General features: G+C 49.9%; 13 protein-coding genes. 12 read left to right on the top strand and 1 reads right to left on the bottom strand.

Translation table 11 applies throughout. From position 1 onward, the window contains the following. Window positions 1–6 precede the first annotated feature (6 nt). The 9 genes from mutL to ACTQ1O_RS04045 all read left to right on the top strand — a co-directional run bounded on the left by mutL (window position 7) and on the right by ACTQ1O_RS04045 (window position 16,776). Window positions 7–2,151, top strand: coding sequence for a DNA mismatch repair endonuclease MutL (gene mutL / locus ACTQ1O_RS04085; protein ID WP_441486226.1), 2,145 nt, complete (start codon window positions 7–9; stop codon window positions 2,149–2,151). 240 nt (window positions 2,152–2,391) lie between these two features. Beyond that, complete coding sequence (miaA, locus tag ACTQ1O_RS04080) at window positions 2,392–3,375, top strand: tRNA (adenosine(37)-N6)-dimethylallyltransferase MiaA (protein WP_441486225.1); 984 nt, start codon at window positions 2,392–2,394, stop codon at window positions 3,373–3,375. A 43-nt stretch (window positions 3,376–3,418) separates the two neighbouring features. Then, on the top strand, window positions 3,419–4,684 hold the full coding sequence (locus tag ACTQ1O_RS04075; protein ID WP_441486287.1) for a methionine gamma-lyase family protein: 1,266 nt from the start codon (window positions 3,419–3,421) through the stop codon (window positions 4,682–4,684). A gap of 190 nt (window positions 4,685–4,874) precedes the next feature. Continuing rightward, complete coding sequence (locus ACTQ1O_RS04070; RefSeq protein ID WP_441486224.1) at window positions 4,875–6,098, top strand: NAD(P)/FAD-dependent oxidoreductase; 1,224 nt, start codon at window positions 4,875–4,877, stop codon at window positions 6,096–6,098. A gap of 520 nt (window positions 6,099–6,618) precedes the next feature. After that, window positions 6,619–7,575, top strand: a complete 957-nt coding sequence (locus tag ACTQ1O_RS04065) for a class B sortase (RefSeq protein WP_441486223.1) — start codon at window positions 6,619–6,621, stop codon at window positions 7,573–7,575. Between the two features lie 254 nt (window positions 7,576–7,829). Continuing rightward, the gene (locus tag ACTQ1O_RS04060) at window positions 7,830–9,977 is read left to right on the top strand and encodes a SpaH/EbpB family LPXTG-anchored major pilin (RefSeq protein WP_441486222.1); all 2,148 of its coding nucleotides are present in this window, start codon (window positions 7,830–7,832) and stop codon (window positions 9,975–9,977) included. A gap of 96 nt (window positions 9,978–10,073) precedes the next feature. Further along, window positions 10,074–10,931, top strand: a complete 858-nt coding sequence (locus ACTQ1O_RS04055; RefSeq protein WP_441486221.1) for a class C sortase — start codon at window positions 10,074–10,076, stop codon at window positions 10,929–10,931. Continuing rightward, window positions 10,928–12,163, top strand: a complete 1,236-nt coding sequence (locus ACTQ1O_RS04050) for a DUF7601 domain-containing protein (RefSeq protein WP_441486220.1) — start codon at window positions 10,928–10,930, stop codon at window positions 12,161–12,163. Before ACTQ1O_RS04055 ends, ACTQ1O_RS04050 begins: the two co-directional genes overlap by 4 nt. Next, entirely contained in the window at window positions 12,160–16,776 is a 4,617-nt protein-coding gene (locus ACTQ1O_RS04045; RefSeq protein WP_441486219.1) for a VaFE repeat-containing surface-anchored protein, read from the top strand. The genes ACTQ1O_RS04050 and ACTQ1O_RS04045 overlap by 4 nt, the downstream gene beginning before the upstream one ends. Window positions 16,777–16,934: 158 nt before the next feature. Here ACTQ1O_RS04045 and ACTQ1O_RS04040 read toward each other — a convergent pair whose 3' ends face one another. Next, complete coding sequence (locus ACTQ1O_RS04040; RefSeq protein ID WP_441486218.1) at window positions 16,935–17,849, bottom strand: hypothetical protein; 915 nt, start codon at window positions 17,847–17,849, stop codon at window positions 16,935–16,937. A 446-nt stretch (window positions 17,850–18,295) separates the two neighbouring features. On the opposite strand from ACTQ1O_RS04040, the gene ACTQ1O_RS04035 reads away from it, so the two are divergent. From ACTQ1O_RS04035 to radC, 3 genes are all read left to right on the top strand, one after another. Continuing rightward, window positions 18,296–18,460: a hypothetical protein gene (locus ACTQ1O_RS04035; protein ID WP_441486217.1), complete on the top strand. Its 165-nt coding sequence runs from the start codon at window positions 18,296–18,298 to the stop codon at window positions 18,458–18,460. Window positions 18,461–18,528: 68 nt separating this feature from the next. After that, on the top strand, window positions 18,529–20,160 hold the full coding sequence (locus tag ACTQ1O_RS04030) for an NAD(P)/FAD-dependent oxidoreductase (protein ID WP_441486216.1): 1,632 nt from the start codon (window positions 18,529–18,531) through the stop codon (window positions 20,158–20,160). Between the two features lie 487 nt (window positions 20,161–20,647). Further along, window positions 20,648–21,424, top strand: a complete 777-nt coding sequence (gene radC / locus ACTQ1O_RS04025) for a RadC family protein (protein WP_441474437.1) — start codon at window positions 20,648–20,650, stop codon at window positions 21,422–21,424. Window positions 21,425–21,441: the final 17 nt, after the last annotated feature.

Here is a 21,441-nt window from a genome sequence, read left to right as displayed (position 1 = left end):
GCACATATGAGATCAATCGAATTACTGGATAAAGCTACAATAGACAAAATCGCCGCAGGAGAGGTGGTCGAGCGCCCTGCCTCCGTCATCAAGGAGCTCACGGAAAACGCCATCGATGCCGCCTCTACGGCCATCACCATCGAAATCCGGGACGGCGGAACCACCTTCATGCGGATCACGGACAACGGAGCCGGCATCCCCGCCGACCAGGTCAGGAGAGCCTTTCTGCGCCACGCGACGAGTAAAATCCGCAAGGTGGAGGATCTCACGAACATATCATCTCTGGGATTTCGCGGCGAAGCATTATCAAGCATCGCAGCAGTCGCGCAGGTAGAATGCATCACAAAAACGCCGGAAGCACTGACCGGTATCCGCTATACGATCGAAGGCGGAGAGGAGAAGGAGTATGAGGAGATCGGGGCGCCTGAGGGCACCACCTTCATCATCCGCAATCTCTTCTACAACACCCCTGCCCGGGCGAAGTTTCTGAAATCTCCCATGTCGGAGGGAAATCATGTCAGCAGCTTTGTGGAAGAGCTTGCCCTGTCTCACCCGGAGATTTCGTTCAAATTTATTCAGAACGGACAGAACCGTCTGTACACCAGCGGAAACGGAAATCTGAAGGAAATCGTCTATCAGATTTTCGGCCGGGATCTCACCAGAGAGCTGATCCCGATTCACGCACAGACTGACCTGATGCAAATCGACGGATTCATCAGCAATCCGAATGTAGCGCGCGGCAACCGGAACTATGAATATTACTTTGTAAACGGAAGATATGTGAAAAGCCGTCTTCTGGCGAAGTCAATCGAGGATGCCTACCATGGCTTTCTCATGCAGCACAAATATCCTTTCACTCTGCTGTACCTGAATATCGACGGAGAAAAGGTGGATGTGAACGTGCACCCGCAGAAGATGGAGGTTCGTTTTTCCAGCCAGGAGGACATCTACCATCAGCTCTGTCTGGCCATTCAAAATACGCTCATGAACCGTGAGCGGATCCCCGAGGTTCCGGTTGGACATGAACCACGGCGCAGCGCAGACCGGCCGGGAAAGCTTCCGGTTCTCTCGAAATCTGCGCCGGAGCCTTTTGAACGCGTCCGGCGGATGGATGCTGCGGAAAATGCGGCACCCACGGCAGCCGGTGGCGTGTCATCGGTCCGCGATGAGAACGGGAACTATCGAAGTTCCCCCCGCACGGACATTCCTACGTACGGTGTCTCCGGCACGAACACTTCTGATCGTAAGAATACGGACGCATCGCCCCGCCAGGACACGGACCCGGTCGGCGGATCCCACAGGTCAGCTACCGCCGACAACGCAAAATCTCCCGAGGCGCTGTCCTGTCTGTCGGGTACTGCCGATAGGACTGCTGAGGCTCGGCCTGCGACGCCGGGTATTGCTGATGAGACTGCTGCGGCACAGCCTGCGACGCCGGGTATTGCTGATGAGACTGCTGTGGCACAGCCTGCGGCGGCGAACTCCGGGGCAGCTGCTCTCCGCAAACAGGATTTTTCCGCACCGGAGCAGATGAGTTTCTTTACCTCGAAGGAAAAAGTTCTGTCTCCCGGCTCCAGAAAGCAGTTCCGAATCATCGGTCAGATCTTCGACACCTACTGGATCATCGAATATCAGGATGCTCTCTACATCATCGATCAGCATGCCGCTCACGAGAAAGTCAATTATGAACGGATGATGAAGAATTACCGGGAGAAAAAAATCAACGCCCAGATGCTGTATCCGGCGATTGTCGTGAATCTGAGTGCGAAAGAAGCGGTAATTCTTGAGAAGAACCTGGACGTTTTCGCAAAGCTCGGTTTCGAAATTGAATCCTTCGGAGGAAACTCCTTCAAGATCAATTCCGTTCCGGATAATCTGTATTCGATTGCGTCCGACCGCCTGTTCACGGAAATTCTTGATCAGCTGACAGAGATCGGAGACGCCGCTCCAGAAAGCATTCCGGAAAAAATTGCCTCCATGTCCTGTAAGGCAGCCGTCAAGGGAAACAGCATGCTGTCCCTGAAGGAGGCGGATGCCCTGATCGACGAACTCCTGACCCTGGAAAATCCCTATAACTGTCCGCACGGCCGTCCTACAATCATCAAAATGACAAAGTACGATCTGGACAGAAAGTTCAAGCGTATCGTGTGACTGGATACGCCGCATCGAACCCCGGTGTGCATCGTAATCCGACACACTGTGAGGCTCCTCATGAACCGTGTGACAGGATACGCTGATAGATTCCCGGTAAATCGTGTGATTTGATATTCGACTGGGATCCCGAAAATTCCAGTGACACAATACACGAAAAGAATCCCGGAGATCTGTGTGATCTGGCAGTTATGATCAAGGATAAATAAATCATTAATAATAAGAGGGAAAGAATCATCCATGTCATTTGATTACGGAAAGCTGAAGAAAAAGCCGGTCCTTGTACTCACCGGTCCAACGGCGGTCGGTAAAACCGCCCTTTCCCTGAAGCTGGCAGCGGCGGTAAACGGAGCGGTCATCTCCGCCGATTCCATGCAGGTCTACCGGGGTATGGACATCGGATCCGCAAAGATACTGCCGGAAGAAAGACAGGGAATTCCGCATTACCTGATCGATGTTCTGGACCCCGAAGAGGATTTCAATGTTGCTCTTTTCAAATCCATGGCCCTCCGCGCGATGCAGGAGATCTGGAAAAACGGCCAGGTTCCCATCATCACCGGTGGAACCGGATTTTATATCCAGGCGGTGCTGAGAGACATCGATTTTTCCGAAAGCGAAGGGAAATCCGACATCCGTTCCGCGTATGAGAAACTGGCAGAAGAGAGAGGTCCGCAGGCTCTTCACGCTATCCTTGCAGAAAAGGATCCCGAGGCGGCACGGGAGATTCATCCGAACAATCTCAAGCGTGTCATCCGGGCTCTCGAATTTTATGACCAGACCGGCACTCCGATATCCAGACATAACGAGGAGCAGCGGGCGAAGGATTCCCCTTACTGCTACCTTTATTTTGTACTGAATGACGAGCGGAAACGGCTCTACGACCGGATCGACCGGAGAGTGGATCAGATGATCGGGGCCGGCCTTGTCGATGAGGTTCGCAGTCTGAAGGCAAGAGGCCTCACGGAGAACAATGTCTCGATGAAGGGACTCGGATACAAAGAGCTGTTTCCGTATCTGGACGGGAAATGTACGCTAAGCGAAGCGGTGGAGATCATCAAGCGCGACACCCGTCACTTTGCAAAGCGCCAGATCACCTGGTTCAAGCGGGAGAGCGGCATCATCTGGATCAATAAGAATGAATTCAACTACGAGGATGACGCCATCCTGAATTATATGCTGACACTGTGGCGCGAAAAATTAAACGAAGACAAACAGATACTTTAATTATCAGAAACAGAGGTTAAGAATGACAGAAGAAGAAATAAAGATGTATGAAAGCTTCGGCATCGCCGAAAAAACCGCAATTTTCTGCGCGGAGATCGCCGATTCTCTGCGTGAACGTTTCCGGAAGATCGATGAAACCGCAGAATATAATCAGCTTAAGGTGATCCGCGCCATGCAGGAAAACCGTGTCAGCGAAGCCTGCCTCTATCCCTCCACAGGATACGGCTACAATGACATGGGCAGGGACACGCTCGAAAAGGTATTTGCCTCCACCTTCCACACCGAGGACGCACTGGTCCGCCCTCTGATTGCCTGCGGCACCCATGCCCTCGGAATCGCCCTATCCGGAAATCTCCGACCGGGAGACGAGCTTCTGTCCCCTGTCGGAAAGCCCTATGATACTCTGGAGGAGGTCATCGGAATCCGCCCGTCACGGGGCTCCCTCGCGGAATACGGCGTCACATACCGTCAGGTGGATCTGCTCCCGGACGAATCCTTCGACTACGAGGGCATCCGAAGCGCACTGAACGAACGCACAAAGCTTGTCACCATCCAGCGCTCGAAGGGGTATCAGACCCGGCATACCTTCTCCGTAAAGGAGATCGGCGATCTGATCCATTTCATCAAGTCCATCCGCCCCGATGTCACCTGCATGGTTGACAACTGCTACGGAGAATTCGTGGAACGCATCGAACCCACGGACGTCGGAGCAGACATGATGGTCGGTTCCCTGATCAAGAATCCGGGAGGCGGACTTGCCCCCATCGGCGGATATATTGTCGGAAAAAAAGAATGTGTGGCAAATGCCGCCTTCCGTCTGACCACGCCTGGCCTGGGCAAAGAAGTTGGCGCCTCCATCGGCACCAACCCTGCCTTCTATCAGGGCTTTTTCCTCGCCCCGACAGTCACAGCAAGCGCGCTGAAGAGCGCGATTTTTGCCGCAAATGTGTATGAAAAGCTCGGCTTCCCTGTGGTTCCGAATGCGACAGAAGACCGTCACGACATCATTCAGGCCGTCACCTTCGGAAAACCGGAAGGCGTCATCGCCTTTTGCCAGGGCATTCAGGCCGCTGCCCCGGTAGACAGCTACGTCACTCCGGAACCCTGGCCGATGCCGGGATATGATTCCGATGTCATCATGGCCGCCGGAGCCTTTGTACAGGGTTCCTCCATTGAGCTTTCGGCAGACGGACCGATCAAGCCGCCTTACGCCGTCTACTTCCAGGGCGGTCTCACTTGGCCCCACGGTAAACTGGGAATCATCATGAGCCTGCAGAAGGTGATTGATGCGGGGCTTGTGAGCCTGTAAGTGCCTGCAGAGTTTCGGTGCTAATCATATCCGCGAAATTCGGGATATGCGTCACAAGATCCGCAAACCACCATGTGATACAGAACATTTTCCCAAAAGACGAATTATCGTCAGATTGTCAGAAGATCCGACAAACTACCGTGCAATACAGAATAAAAACAGCAGACCTGCAACAGAAAAGAGGATTTCAATGGATGAACAGCTCATCATAATCGGAGGCGGGCCCTCCGGTCTCATGGCTGCCATCACCGCCGCGCGAAGCGGGCGGAAGGTAACCGTTCTCGAGCAGAATGAAAAGCCGGGCAGAAAGCTTCTGGCAACCGGAAATGGTAAATGCAACCTGACCAATCTGGATCTGTCGCCCGCTCACTACCGGGGCGGAGCTTCCGGTCTGACCAGCCGCATTTTCACAGCCTTCTCGAACCGGGATACGCTTGATTTTTTCCACGGAATCGGTCTGAAGACAATTGACCGGAATGGCTGGGTTTATCCTTACACCGAACAGGCATCTCAGGTTCTTCGTCTGCTCCTGCTGGAGGCGGAGAAATACCGGGTAAAGATCAAGTCAAAAGAGCAGGTGACGGCGATAGACTGCCGGAATGGTCATTTTCTTGTCTCCACATCCACCTGGATCTATGAGGCCGGTTCCGTAATCATCGCCACGGGAAGCCCGGCGTCTGCGGTACGCGGTTCCTCCGGTGATGCCATACAATTTGCCTGCGATCTTGGCCTTGACACCGTCCCGTTTCTTCCTGCGCTTGTACCGCTCCGAATCCGCGAAGATGTAACGAACCGCTGGGCAGGAACCCGGGTTCACGCCTCTGTTTCAATCCTGACAGATTCGGAATGCGTGGCGACAGATACCGGCGAAGTCCAGCTCACAGATTTTGGAATCTCCGGCATTCCCGTATTTCAGGTCAGCCGGTACGCGGCGGAGCGAATCAGCAGCGGACGCAAGGTGAGGGCAGTGCTCGATTTCATGCCGGATCTCTCGGAACATGATCTTGCCGCCGACCTGGAAAAAAGAGCCGCACTGCGGCCGGGAGCGCCCCTTTCGGAGCTTCTCATCGGCCTTCTTCCCGACAAGCTCATCCCATTGTTCAGCGGCAAAATCGGACACGCGTCCAAAAACGCTTCTTCAGAAAACAGACAGAACGATTATCCGGATATTGCCCGGCGCATCAAGCATTACGTCGTTACCATCACCGGAACCGCATCCCTGAAGCAGGCACAGATCTGTTCCGGAGGAATTCCCTTGGAAGAACTGACGGATCATCTCGAATGCCGCAAGATCCCCGGACTGTATTTCACCGGCGAGGCCGTTGATGTAGACGGAGAGTGCGGGGGCTATAATCTGCAATGGGCATGGTCAAGCGGTTATGTAGCCGGAAAAGCCTGCAGCCGACAGAGCTGAAATTTTTCAGCTCTGTTTTAAAACCTTTCAAGGCTATAGTTCAGACTTGTGGTTTGTGCCTTGTGAAAAGTGGTGAATTTGAAAAAATCTTTCAAAACGGCAAAATGATATCAAATATATTTAGTCTCATTTATATTTACAGGCAGAAATTGTTATGCTATAATGCATATATTCACAGACAATTCTTAACTTCATTTCTTCAAAGTTCATATTTACCACACATTTTTCAGTATTTATTTTCCGCACCATCTGCTTTGATCAGTTTTTCTTTATTTCATTTCACAATATTTTTTCCAAACATCTTTTCTGCAGGTCCGTCTTTTTTCTGATCATTTCTGTTCTATAGCCTATCCGTTTTCTAATACTCAGCTATATCTTTGTCATTTTTTATTTACTCATGATTTTTTTGCTGCATCCTGATTTCTGTTATAACCTGCTTTCTGTTACAGGATATTTTCATTTCAAAATCTGCATTTCTCAGTTTATTTCTCAATTCTTCATCTGCTCCGGAGGAAAATCTATGTATTCGAAAGAGCCGGAATTCACACGTTCACAGAGGGGGACTTCGCACAGGAAAAGAACTTCCCAGGAGAGAAAATTTTCCCCGCCGGGAATTATCCTCATCCTCATCTGCCTCGCTGTCCTTGTTTTCTGTCTGTATAAGCTCCTGCCGAAGGCGGCAGAGTACCACAAATCCGCGAAAATCTACCGGGAGATCCGGGAAGATGCGGTCATCACACCTTCTAAAGATCAAAGCTCAATAGGATCCGGGAATAAGACTCTGTCAGATACGGACACAATCGACTGGGAATTGTTCAAAGGCATGGATGTTGTCGCGTGGCTGATGCTGGATGACATCAGTTATCCGGTTCTTCAGGGCGATGACAACAGCGAATACCTTCACGCCCTTCCTGACCACACCTATAACTACGGCGGCAGCATTCTTCTGGATTCTGTAAACAGCAGATACTTAAGCGACCGGAATTCCATCATCTATGGTCACAACATGGCGGATGGATCGATGTTTGGAAAATTTCACTCCCGGTATATCAATGCCGAATACAGAGATCACACCTTCTGCCTGTATCTGCCTAACGGTACCAGACGCACCTACACTTTTTTCTCCGTTCTGACAACAGAGGCCGGATCCCGGGTTTATTCATATGCGTTCGAAAACAGCCCCTCTTTTCTGAACTGGCAGAACATGCTGAAGAGCAGTACCAGATACGAAAATTCCCCAAAGCCGGACAAAAACGCACGGTTTGTTTCTCTTTCCACCTGTGACGGAATGGCAGGAACGACGCGCCGTCTGGTAATTACCGGAAAAGAAACCAACCTGGAAACAATACAGCAGCCGGCATCCTGGTACGTACCGCCGGAAAAGAAAGATCCCGGACACGGATCCACTGAAAATATCAATACACTCATAAAGCATACGGATAAATCTTTTCCAAAATCATTTTTATGGATAAATTGATTTCTATACCATTTTGACGGATAAATCAATTCCAAAACCATTTCTCAAGATCAACGATTTCGATACTCATAGATTTTTTTCACCATTCTACCCGCTGCAAAAAGGAGGAAACATGACTGAACGCAAAAAAAGATGGGTGATACGGGCCAAAAGCCCGTAAATTGTATTGACAGCAATATTCATCGCGGCAGCAAACAAAAATGAAGAAAGGAGAAGGGGCAAGCAAAGAAGATACAACGCCCCGAACAAAAGGGATGAGAAACGTAAGAAATCCAAAGCCCAGAATCACTTATCTGGCAGCGGTCAGCATGGCCGCCACAATGGCTATATCCTCCATGGCGGCTCCGGCTTTTGCAGATTCCGCGAACCCGATCACCACCGCGTCAACGATTGACACCTCGAAGACCGGAAGCATCACCATCTTCAAGGTAAAGGAAAACAACGGCAAAACTATCGACAACAAAGGAGTACAGGGAGCGACAAGCTCCACCCAGACCCCGATGAAGGAAGTGGAATTCTCCGCCATCAAGGTAGCGGACATCGAAACCCTGACCACAAAGAACGGCGCCGGCGTTTACTTCGACAACCTCGACCAGGATTTCAAGAACCTGATTCTGAATTCCGCGGCAAAGGACAAGCTTACCGCCGCTGCAGACGAGGATGGAACAGTCGCAGCTAACGGTTCCGATCCGATTGTACAGCGTCAGGACGGAAGCAGCGATACCCAGGCGTACACCACCGAAACCATGCAGACTGTGATGGTCACCATCAATGCGGCGCAGGGCGGAGAGAAATCCCTGAATGATTTTGTGATCAACAACCGCGGCAACAAGGCAAAATCTATTTATACCGGAACAACCGACGCAAATGGAAAAATCGTACTGGATAATCTTCCGCTCGGCTTGTACCTCGTATGCGAGACCGACATTTCAGGGTATGATCCGCAGACCGGAGATGACCAGTCAACAGCAGCTCAGATCGCAGCCGGCGGTACTTACAGCGACAAGAGCGGCCAGATCACCGTGGACCCACACCAGAGCGCAACCGGTCAGGACAAGACAGTTGGAGAGACCGCCCGTGATGAGGTCGTTGCCAACCAGTCCAGCCCGCTTCTCGTTTCCGTCCCGATGACTAACCAAACCACGATCGGCAATAACGCGGCGGGTACCGCATGGCAGTATGATATCACGGTTTATCCGAAGAATCAGACCATCAATAACCCGAAGCGGATCATCAAGGAAGATGATAGGAACACACTGATTGATCACGGCGATTATGAAATCGGCGAAACGGTTCATCAGGTCCTTCTTCCGGAAGCTCCGATGCTGCAGGACGGCAACGCGTACACCAAATTTGTCGAGACCGATACCATGGACAACGGCCTTACCTTTGACAAGATCAACGGCATCTATATCGTTCCCCGTATCGCAAACCCGGAGAAGATAAACGATTACGGCACCCTCAATGACAGTTTCCAGCTTCAGAGCGGAAGCGCGGTCGATCTGACAAAAGATACCGATTACACCCTGACGCAGGGAGCAAAAGATGCTGACGGAAACAGTTCGTTTACGGTTGCTCTGACCAATTCCGGACTTGAGAAGCTGAACGCGATTACTGAGGACAGTCAGGTCATGATCCTGTTTGATTCCGTTCTGAACAAGGATACCACACATGTCGGCGACCAGGTGGAGGAAGAGAACCAGCCGACCCTGACCTGGAACACTTCCGATAACGGAGGCGAAACGGACACCGATCATTCCATCAAGGGCAACAAGGTTGGCGTTTATACCTACAAGCTGAATGTGAAGAAAAACGGGGTGAAGGATCCGACTCGTGTTTCCTTTACTTTCAAGAGAGAAGGCACCGGAGCAGGCGGCAATGAAAACCACGTGAAGGACAGCGACGTACAGTTCGTCAAAGAGGGAGACGGCACCTACCATCTGTATGACCGCACCTCAGACGACGCGAAAAACATTGTGACAACCGTACATCCGGGCTCCGACGGCAATCTGTACATCAAGGGTCTCGATGAAGAGCACTACATCATGACCGAGACCGCAACCGAGGGAAGAGAAGATGAGAGCGGCGCAAAGAGCCATGAGCTTCTGAAGTCCAGGGTGACGATCGCCTTGACTTCGGTTCCGACCGATGATTCCAACTCCAACCATGGCGTAACCGGCGCTCTGGATACAGACAAGACCACCATTACCGCGGACGGAAATACCGCCGCAATCTCCGTAAAGCAGGGTACTGCCTCCTTCAATGTCGAGAACTATGAGTCCCTGAACCTTCGGACCGGCGGCGAGGGACGTGCAATGGTTTATGGCGCAACCCTTCTGGTCGTTGTCGGCGCGGGCAGCGTTCTTGTTCTGGCTGCCAGAAAGAAAAAGAAAAACGTATAAGTCCTGACACGATCCGGCGTCCGGCGGGCCATGGAAAATGCCCTGCCGGATCAACCGATTGCAGAAGGAAAAGAGAGAAGAAGAGAGGACACCCTGATGAAACGAAAAATACTGCTTCTTGCCGTATGGCTGATTCTTGCCGCGGGAGTCGCGGGACTTCTTTCTCCCCTGATCCTTGACGAGTACTATCTGGCGACTGCGGTAACAAAGTATACCGGCTACAGCAATGAGGTTGACGGCATGAGCAAGTCAGAGATTGCGGAAGAGAAAGAAAAAATAAAAGCATACAACCAGAAAATCGCCAGGCAGCAGAAGGAAAGCATCTTCAGCTATCAAGGAGCGGATGCCACGGATTCGGAATACGAATCCATCCTGAACCAGAAAGATGGCGAGATGGCATATATCATCATTCCGAAAATCAATGTTTATCTTCCGGTGGCGCATGGGACAAAGGACAGCGAGCTGGAATACGAAACCGGGCATATGTACGGGACCAGTCTTCCCTATGGCGGAAAAAGCACCCACGCGGTGATTGCCGGACACACGGGGCTCATCAGCAACCGGATTTTCACCGATCTGACAAAGCTTGAAAAAGGCGGCAGGTTCTACATCCGCATTCTGGACGAAGAACATGTCTACACGGTGGAAGATATCCGTGTCCTTTTGCCGGGCGACTGTGATCCCTACATGCAGGTAAAAGGCGGGAAGGATCTCATTACGCTGTACACCTGTACGCCTTACGGCATCAACGATCACAGGCTTCTTGTCACCGGGAAGCGGGCTTATCCGGACATACCTGTCAAATCCGAAGGAGAAACGATTCTCCTGAAGAATAACGACAAGCTTCCATGGATCAAAATGGCGCTGATACTCTCGATTCCTGCTGTCCTTGGAACGATCGGATGCGTGTGCATCCTGAAGAAAAAGAAAAAGAAAGGAGAAAGCGAAGGATGAAAGGAACATTTCTGAAAAAATTGTTCTGTCTGTCCTGCTGCGCGGCTCTCGGATTATCGGCAGTGCCCGTTGGCGCGGCGGAGAATCCGGACGGCCGGTCATCCGTCATGGATCCGGCACAGACAGGAACGGTTGTCATCGACTATCAGGACACCGTAGATGAAAATGATCCGGTTGCGGACGCGGAATTTACGTTCTACAAAATCGCGGACCTGAACATGCAGATCACGGCAGCAGATGCGGCTCACCTCTCACAGTCTTCCGCAAGCAAAGACACGGACGCGGTTTCCGGATCAAAAACGGACGCGGACACAGCCTTAAATGCATCTGAAAATCTCGTGCCGGAAGCGGTAAGCTCCAGTTCTGTGACGGATACCAGACCGGAAGAAGAGGCGGAAAAACCATCTGCATCCGGATCAGATACCGTCACGTCCGTAGGAAACCAGTACGTTTCCATCATTCCGGATCTTGAAATCGATCAGAATACGGACGCAAAAACCATTGCGGCAAAGGTACAGGCATATTACAAGGACCATCCGGAAATCGGGCCGAGTTATACCGGCAAGACAGGAGAGGATGGAAAACTCGCGATCAGCGGGATGGAGCCTGGGGTTTACCTTGGGATGGAGACTTCTCCGGCACCAGAACATTATGCGTCAGCCCCGTTCCTGTTCCAGCTGCCCTATAGTGACGGCGAGGATGTCGACCATACCTTCTGGAATTACGAGCTGAAAGTGGAGCCAAAATCCCTGCCGGCAGGCGACATTGTAATCAGCAAGCATGTAACCGGCAGTGCCGGAGACACAAACCAGAGATTCAGCTTTGTCGTCACCTTCAAGACGACGGACGCGGACCTTTCGGTTCCCTACAAGATTTCCAATGGAACGAAAGGAACGATCAAAACCGGAGACAAGATTCAGCTGAAATCCGGAGAAGTTGCAATCATTACGATGATTCCATGCGGTTCGGACTACAAGGTAACCGAAGTGGAAGCGAACCAGGATGGATACAAGACCACATCAGAGGGCGCGTCCGGACGTATCGTGCGGAAAGTCCCGGCAGAGGTAAAGTTTGTTAACCGCAAAGACAAGCAGCCGACGCCGACAGTGCACAAAACCGGAGGAACTCCGACGGGTGATACTTTGCCGATCCTCTATATGATACAGGCAGCCGCTTCGGTTTGTGTCATTGGAATTATCTTGTTTGTTACACGCAGGAGGAAGAAAAAATGAGGAAATTTCAGAAAACACTGAACATCATCCTTGCGGCCACTCTGGCTGTCACAAGCTTTCCTGCGACAACCTTCGCGGAGGAATCAGTAAAATCATCTTCCGAAAGCGTTTCATCCGCATCGGGATCATCCATCCTTATGAACAACGCGGATGAGGCAGAGAATACGGTGACGGACAAATCCGATCTTTCGTCTGCACGCCTTCTGGTCGGAACAGACGACGCGTCCGTCGTGGCGGACGATCAGGATCATATCCTGTCTTCGTATGACGGTTTGTACCTGATTCAGTATCCGAGCGAAAAAGCAGCGAAGCTGGCTTATGACAGTTATCTGGAAACGGCGGATTTTGTCAATATCGATAACGCATGTCTCAGTGCCGCAAGTGCAGATACGGACATCACGGATGTCACAAAGGATCACGTGATGACAGAGGACAGCAACCCTCTGACAGAGCTTGCCGATGCGCCATCCGGCACGGTCAAAAAGGGAACAATTGCCCTGATTGATACCGGCGCATCCCAAGGAGGCAATGTCACAGAAGCGGTTTCCATGCTTGGCGACAACGCTTCCGATGACAATGGCCACGGAACACGGATGGCGGGGTATATCACCGAAGAGAATCCAGATGCCGAAATCCTTTCGATCAAAGCTCTTGACGCAAATGGAAACGGCACCCCGTCTTCGGTAACAGCTGCCATCAAGTATGCCATGGAACGAAAGGTAAGTGTGATCAATCTGTCCCTTTCCGGAACAAAAACCGCAGAGACTTCCGCGGTCGAAAAGGCAGTCAAAGAAGCGGTTCAAGCCGGAATTGTTGTGATTGGCGCCGCGGGCAATAATGGCAAAAATGCCAAATATTATATCCCCGGCGGAATTAACGAAGCCGTAATCGCCGGCGCCGCAGATGCGGAAGGAAAGAAAATCAAGGATACCAACTACGGTGATACCGTTGATTATTATGTGGCTGCCGCATCGACTTCCGAAGCAGCCGCAAGACTTTCGGGTATCTGCTCAAAAGAAGGAAAGATTACAGCAGATAACAAAACGGTCTTTACAACTGTCGCAGCAGACAACAGTGAGACGGATGAAGATAATACGGATAGCACATCCGATGACATCAAAACAGCCAATGGAGGATCCGGAAGTTCAGGAGCAACCGGAGGCGGAGCAATTGGAAACGTGCATGGTTTCTTTGTATGGCATGACAGCGGAAAGAATACAAGTGTCGACGTATCTAACGACAATGCTATAAACAGCAATATTACGAATTTCAGGACACAGCAGATTGAACATCATGCAATCAGCGGCACACTGAGTTCCGTAAACGACGGCGATGTAACAGATTACCGCACCCTGTATAAGACAGCAGCACAGGCCGCTTTGAAGGATGCTGCCAAACGTTCCAAAACCAAAAAAGCCAGAGTCGTCGGTGCGATTGGTATTTATACGATAGGGTTGGACGGAAGCACTGCCTATCCGATACACAGCTTTCCGGAGACTCCGACAGCGGGATACTATGGTTCGTGGAAAGAATTAACAAACATGCGTGCTGATGACGGATCAGGGCTTCCTGATTCTATTTCATGGAATTCTGTTCATTACAATAATGGACAGGCTACCAACCAGAACTGGCGGCAGTGGCTGTATGAATATGGTTTAAACAAAGTTCGCAGCAGTTCAGCTGGATTCCTTGGAACAACCGTAATCGTTTATGCAGTAGCGGAAGATGAACCTACAGTACAGAATGGTTACGTTCGTATTCATAAATCTTCTTCGGATCCCGGTGCGACTGATGGAAATTCCAATTATTCCTTCTCAGGTGGTTTTTATGGAATTTGGAAAAATGCAGCCTGCACACAAGGTACAGGAAAGTCGTTTACACTAAACGCAAATGGCTATTCCAATACCGTTGAACTTCCAGCCGGAACTTATTACATCCGAGAAATTACAGCTCCGAAAGGATACGAATACTCAGGAACTGTTTATCCATTAAAGGTAACTGCCGGATCCACAACGAATCAGCCTTTAACATTAAACGTGACGGATACCCCGAAATATGGTTATATCCGTATCCATAAATCATCTTCCAATCCGGAAATCACAAATGGAAACCCCTGCTATTCCTTTAAGGGAGGTTGGTATGGAATTTGGAAAAATGCAGCTTGTACACAGGGTACAGGAAAATCCTTTACCCTCGACGAAAATGGTTATTCCAATACCTTGCAAATGCCTCTTGGAACCTATTACATTAAGGAAATTACGGCTCCCAAAGGGTACAATTTATCAAGTACAGTTTATCCCGGAACAGTGACAGAAGGAAGTACGGCAAGTGTACCCGTGCTAGTAGGTGTAACAGATCTGCCCGGAACCGACCCGATTGGTATTACGATCAATAAAAATACGCCGAATGCTGCTGCGAATATACCATCACTGGAAGGAACAGAATTTACTGTAAAGTACTACAACAATTACTACACCAGCCAGGCGGAACTCCCGGCGAAGGCAACAAGAACATGGGTGTTTGCGGCTAAGTGGAGACAAAATATACAAAAATACAGAGTTCTTTTCGACAATACTTATAAGGTTGGTGGTGATGCGCTGTACACAGTAACTGATTCTTCCGGAACACACACAGTGGTCCCTTACGGCACAATTACCATTCAGGAAACCAAAGCCGCCAGCGGATATGACAATAACGCCTCATTCACCGGATCCGACGGAACCAGCTACGGCTCAGTCGTCCTGGCAAGAGTCGACGACAGCGGTAAACTGGTTTCCGTGAAAACAGGAAACAGCCTATCTGATACATCACTGGACGTTAACGATACTCTGATTCCAGTACCGTCCACCAGTCTTCGCGATGAGGAAGGGTCGCAGTACACAGAAGCAAAAAAGGAAGTCAAACTCACAGATACTGTCAGTATTAAGAACCTTAACTCCTACATTGGAAAGACGATCACGATATCCGGAACTCTGTACGACAAACAGTCCGGACAGCCGCTCACCATTAACGGAAAAACGGTAACCGCTTCGACAACTCTGAATGTAACCAGCGAAACCGGAGAAGTGAAGAACGTCTTCACGTTCGACGCGACAGGCATGACGGGAAAAACCGTGGTGGCAACAGAGTCCATCTTTGTCGATGGAAAAGAAGCTGCATCTCACAAAGATCTGAATGATACGGAGCAGATGGTTTTCTTCCCGAAAATCAGCACCATTCTGTACCAGGATGTCAATGGAGATAAGGCCTCGGGTGACGGAGAGAAAATGATCGCCTTTGATCTGGATAAGAACGGAAAACCGGTACAGACAGCGGATGATACGAAGGCATTTGATACCAACGTCACCCTGACCGATCAGGTAATCTATGAAAACCTCGCTCCATCCAAGGTATACGAAGTAACCGGAAAGCTGATGAAGGTGAATGCGGATGGAAGCCTCACTGATACCGGAATCCGTTCAAAGGAAACCTCATTTATCTCCGGAGCAGCGACAAGCGGAAATCTTACAGCTTCTGGAAGCGTGGACATTCATTACAGCTTTGATGCCATGCAGTATCCGAACTGTCAGCTGGCTGCTTTTGAAACACTGAATCTTTCCGGTAAAGCCGCATCGGCGAGAGAAGAAGAAAACATCGAGGCACAGAGGATACGTATCCTGGTGGCAACACCAAAGAAAGTGGTCTCCAAGGTCAGCAACAACCGTTATGAGATCCATACATGGAGCATCACAACGAAGATCCCATCCGGAATGGAAGATTCCAGGCCGGAACAGAGGGGAGCATCCTTCACGGATGCAATTGACTCCCGTCTGGATTACAAGGGAAATGTAAGAGTGGATGTCATCGATTCGCAGGAAACAAACGCAAATGTTCTTCTGACATTGGGTAACGAGGATTATACTGTATCCGGAGCAACAGAAGGAACCGCAGGCGGAACGCTGAAAGTAGTTCTGACAACCAGCGGACTGGAAAAGATTTCCAAGAAGCAGTATGAAGGTATAGGCTATTTAAGACTCCGTTTTGACACGCTGATCAACCAGACAGCTGTAATCACTCCTGAAGATGGGGCAGACATTCCGAATACAGTGGAAATCCGCTGGGATGATCTCGGAAAAGTCCTCGTGATGCATGGCAATGATCATGTAGCTTCCGGATCTGTACGTATCATGAAGATCGACAACAACCATCAGTCCCTTGCCGGAGCAAAATTTGTTCTTCTGAACGAGGACAAGTCCCGATATCAACAAAATGACAGCACTGGTGCAAATCCGAAGGATTATCCGGAACAGGTATCCGGAACTGATGGCTATGTTCAATGGTCAGGACTGGAAGACGGAACTTATTATATCCGTGAAACAGCGGCACCGCTCGAAAAGGCACTGCAGTCGGTTGATATCAAGGTAGTGCTGAAAGACCATAAGGTTGTCAGCGTCAATGATACAAAAGTCATAAATCCGGTATTCCGGGTCGCGGACAGTGGAAAACTGGTTTTGCAGACCGGAGGACCCGGAAGAGCCATCCTGACGATTCTGTCCATTGCGGTAATTGCCCTTGCGGTATGTGCACTGCTCGTGGTTATGAAACGACAGAGAAAAATGGAAAACAGAAAGTAACAAGCAAAGAGGGGCTATCGCATCAGAAGCCGCGGCACCCTTTCGCTCTTTGTGAGAAATCCGGCCTTCTGGCCGGATTTCATACGTTAGAAAAGTCTGCCACACTAATTACTTAGTGCGACAGCTTCTTTTTAATGGAGAAAAAGTTACTTTGAGGATTATTTTGTTGCACCACAGATTGAACATTTGTATCCGATCGTTACGGTTTCATCATACGCCTGCTGATCTGTAACGGTTTTTGTTCCAGTCTGTACCTGCTCATAATGTCCGGTTGCATCATGGTGAACCATCTGTGTCTGCTCTGGTATAAAACTATATCCGTAACCTTCTTCTATAGAATGGTCTCCCATTATTTCTACGTCAGCGGTAGTAAATTCACAATAATTGCATTTGTAGTATGAATTACTAACAACCATTGTCTCATCCCATGCCGGGGTATCCTCAACCCATTTCTGCTCGTATACAGGCTCCTGATACGTGACAGCATCATAATGAACGCTCTTCGTGACCGCTTCCCAGTTGTGGGTATGACTGGGCTGAATATCATTAAAAGTATCTGTATTCATACTCGCGGCAATGTGTGTATCGGTGTTGTGTGTATCAGTGCTGTGTGTATCAGTACTGTGTGTATCGGTGTTGTGTGTACCGGTGTTGTGTGTATCGGTGCTGTGTGTATCGGTGTTGGTATTCGTCTCTACCTTTGTATCGGACTTTTCAGGAAAAGTATCTTTCTTTTCGTATTTTTTCTCTTCTGTTTTTATATCGGTATCCGTCCTTTCAGGAGACGGTTGGACGGATGTTTCTTCTTTCTTGTCCTCGGTCATCACCTCAACTTTCTTATAGGTGGGAGCATTCCCGCTGTCTCCGCGAGTGGTTTCTACAGATGCCGGAAGAGTCTCTTCCTTCGTTATGGCAGTTTCTTCCGATTCTGATTTGTTGTCCAAACTGCCGTTTTTGACAACGGCATTCTGATCCACTGTTGTGTTCTTTTTTACCGGAGAACCGCAACAGCTGATCATCACCGCCGCTGCTGCCATTGCAATCACCAGCATTCTTTTCTTACGTCTTACCATAAGCAAACCTCTCCTTATTTTTAGATTTTTCTTTTGAAAATTTGAAATATTGTGAGTGCTCTTCGAGTTTCTAATTGGTTACGGTTTCATCCGCGAGAACCGCAGGAATAAGTTCCGTAAATCCTTTTATACATTTTTGTTCTCTGTGGAAAATAATCCGATTCTGGAAATGATATAAATCAGATACTCAGGAAATGAGTGAAAATGATATAAAATAACACCACACTCAGCAACGTGAGTGATAGAATACAATTTTATTTTATATAAATTTTGCTGATATTACAAGAGAAGAATAAACGCCCAAAAAGCAGTAGGCCCAAATCAGGTTCCTGCTTTGAGGAAAAAATCTGAAGAGGATTTCATCCGATATTGGCCACCGGACGGAGAAAAAGAGGAATCAAATATGACGTCCAGAGGGCGAAATACGGCCACTGAGAGAGGGATGTGTGGTCATTGATCATTGGCTTCTGAATGTCGCTCCGTCCATGCTCGATGCCAACTACGGGATTTTCAGAAACGGATTGAAGACACCGGAAGAAAAAGCAGAAGAAAAGAGATGTGATTCCAATACCGCTGTCAAGAAAAAAGGATATATTTGCTTATTGTGCTAACCGGCTTTATAATTCTAATCTGTAATACTTCCTTCAAAACTTGAATACTTTTCAAAAGGTGGTTCTTTATGATACAAATTTCTCAGCTGAAGCTTCCTGTCTCTCACACAGAAGCTCAACTTCTCCACAAAATAGAAAAAGTGCTGCATGTCCGTTCCACGGATATCACGGAGTGGAAAATCCTGAAAAAATCCATTGATGCCAGGGACAAAAGCAGGCTTCTCTTTGTATACACCATCGGAGTCCGGCTGTCTTCGGAAAAAACGGAGAGGTCGATCCTGATCCGGGGCGGCAAAAATCATGTCTCCGCATATTCGGCGCCGGAATATCATTTCCCGGAAACAGGATCCCGCGAGCTTTCTGCTCCTCCTGTCATTGTCGGGAGTGGTCCGGCCGGTCTGTTCTGTGCCTGGGAACTTGCGATGCATGGATATCGCCCGGTCCTGCTGGAACGAGGGGAGAGTGCTTCACAACGGCGGAATGCGGTGGAGCGTTTCTGGAATACAGGAGAACTGGATCCGGACAGCAATGTACAGTTCGGAGAAGGCGGCGCAGGTACTTTTTCCGACGGAAAGCTGAATACCGGGGTCAAGGATAAATTCGGACGAAATCATGAGGTTCTGAGAATTTTCGTACAGGCCGGTGCGCCGGAAAATATTCTCTATGACAGCAAGCCGCACCTTGGCACCGATCTGCTTGTTCGTATTGTCGAAACCCTCCGGAATCAGATCATCGCAGCGGGAGGTGAAGTACATTTTCAGACCAGGGTAACGGACCTTCTGACACGTACCGACCCGCTGACGGGAGAGGAGCATATGACAGGGGTTCGCACAGCGTCTGGAAAAGAATTTTTCTCTGACAATGTCGTACTGGCCATCGGCCATTCCGCCCGGGACACCTTTGAGATGCTCTCCAGCCAGAAACTTCTCATGGAGCCGAAGCCCTTTGCGGTAGGCGTGCGTGTCGAGCATCTGCAGAGCATGATTAACCGGGATCAATACGGACCGGACGCTCCTTCCTTTCTGGGCGCCGCTCCCTACAAGCTGACCGGAACCGCTGAAAACGGCAGAGGTGTGTATTCCTTCTGCATGTGTCCCGGAGGATATGTTGTGAACGCATCCTCGGAACCGGAGAGACTGGCGGTGAATGGAATGAGCTATCACGCCCGGGATTCGCGCAACGCGAACAGTGCCATAGTGGTTTCTGTGACCCCCGGGGATTTCCTGCCGTACCATCAGGAGGGAAGGCCGGACGTCCTCAACGGAATGTATTTTCAACGGAAACTGGAGTCTCTTGCCTGGCGGGAAGGACAGGGACGGATTCCGGTTCAGCGTTTCGAGGATTTCCGGAAAAACCGCCCGGGAGGTATCGGAACCGTGGAGCCCTGTTCAAAGGGCGGATTCCAATGCGCCAATATCCGTAATGTCCTGCCGGAATATATCTCGGAATCTCTGGAACAGGGAATCCAGTGCTTTAACCGCAGAATCCCAGGATTTGGCGGAGACGACACTCTTTTGTCAGGTGTCGAAAGCCGCACCTCTTCACCGATCCGTATCGTCCGCGACGAGTCGCTCCAGAGCACGATCCGGGGGCTTTATCCCTGTGGTGAGGGAGCGGGATACGCCGGTGGAATTACCTCTGCGGCTATGGATGGTCTGAAAGTCGCCGAGAGAATTTCTTCTATATATAAAGCGCTCTGAATATAGGTAAAGTACTCTGAATATAGGAAACTCTGACACATGCAATATATCTTGCAACAGAAGAAATTCTGTACGAATGACACTGCGTACCGGAACTGTTCATTCGTGATTTTGCAGATTCACATGGTTTTCATAATGTGTTAAAATTATATTTCACAGGATTATCTCTTGTCTTTCTTCAGGAAATGGCCATACGATACATCGTGCCATAAACTGTATAAGCTACGGATTGCTCCGTGCTTCGCACTCCCGCAATCCTACAGGTGACCGACTTCGTCGGTCTGTCGCGGCGTTCGCTCCACCGCTTCACACTTTGTGTGAGCGGATGTGGCTCACTGCCCGCGCATATTCGGATTTCGCGCGTTCGCGCTTCATCCTCATACCTGTTGCCTTCGAAATCGCATACAGTCTCTTACACACGCTTCGCGCGTGACGATCCTGTCTGCGTTTTCGAAGAGCTTATACAGTAAGACAGGAGGACAGGAAAATGGAGAAAAATTCAAAATCTATACCCCGCATGAAGATTGAGCCTGTTGCCCGGATGAAGGAACTCCCGGATCAGTCACGTCCCTATGAGAAAGCGCTCCGGTTGGGGACCGGTGCGCTGACCGATGCGGAGCTTCTGTCGATCATTCTTCGGTCCGGTACGAAGGGAAAGAACTCCCTCCAGCTTGCGGAAGAGATCCTGGATCTGTGCAAGTTCCGGAACGGACTGCTCGGGATCTATCATCTAACGCTTCAGGATCTGATGTCGCTGGATGGAATCGGTGAGGTGAAGGCGCTGCAGATTTTATGTGTTCGCGAGCTCTCCAGGCGGATTGCGCAGATGAACACCTCTTCGTCTCTCTGTTTTGACCGTCCCGATACGGTCGCGCAGTATTTTATGGAAGAAATGCGTCATCAGGAGACAGAGAAGGTTATCTGCGTCATGCTGGACAGCAGAATGCAGCAGATTGCCTCTCCGGAGATTTCCTCCGGCACGGCGAACATGTCTCTGGTATCTCCGAGGGAGATCCTGCAGAAGGCATTGTCCTACCATGCGCTGCATCTGATACTGATTCATAATCATCCGAGCGGAAATCCATCCCCGAGCCACGAGGATTATCAGGTCACCCGGAATCTCTATCGGGCTGGCGAAATCGTCGGGATCGATCTGTCGGATCACATTATCATCGGAGACAGGACCTATTTCAGCTTCCGTGACGACGGATTCTTTGATACACTTGCCTCTCAGGAGGAAACGCAGACAGACACCGGTGATTAATGTGGCCGGGGCGTACA

It is taken from the genome of Bilifractor sp. LCP21S3_A7 (assembly GCF_052118825.1).
In the GTDB taxonomy this organism is placed as follows: domain Bacteria; phylum Bacillota; class Clostridia; order Lachnospirales; family Lachnospiraceae; genus Bilifractor.
The sequence above is the reverse complement of the archived record's forward strand: the minus strand, read 5'-3'. Positions and strand labels throughout refer to the sequence as shown.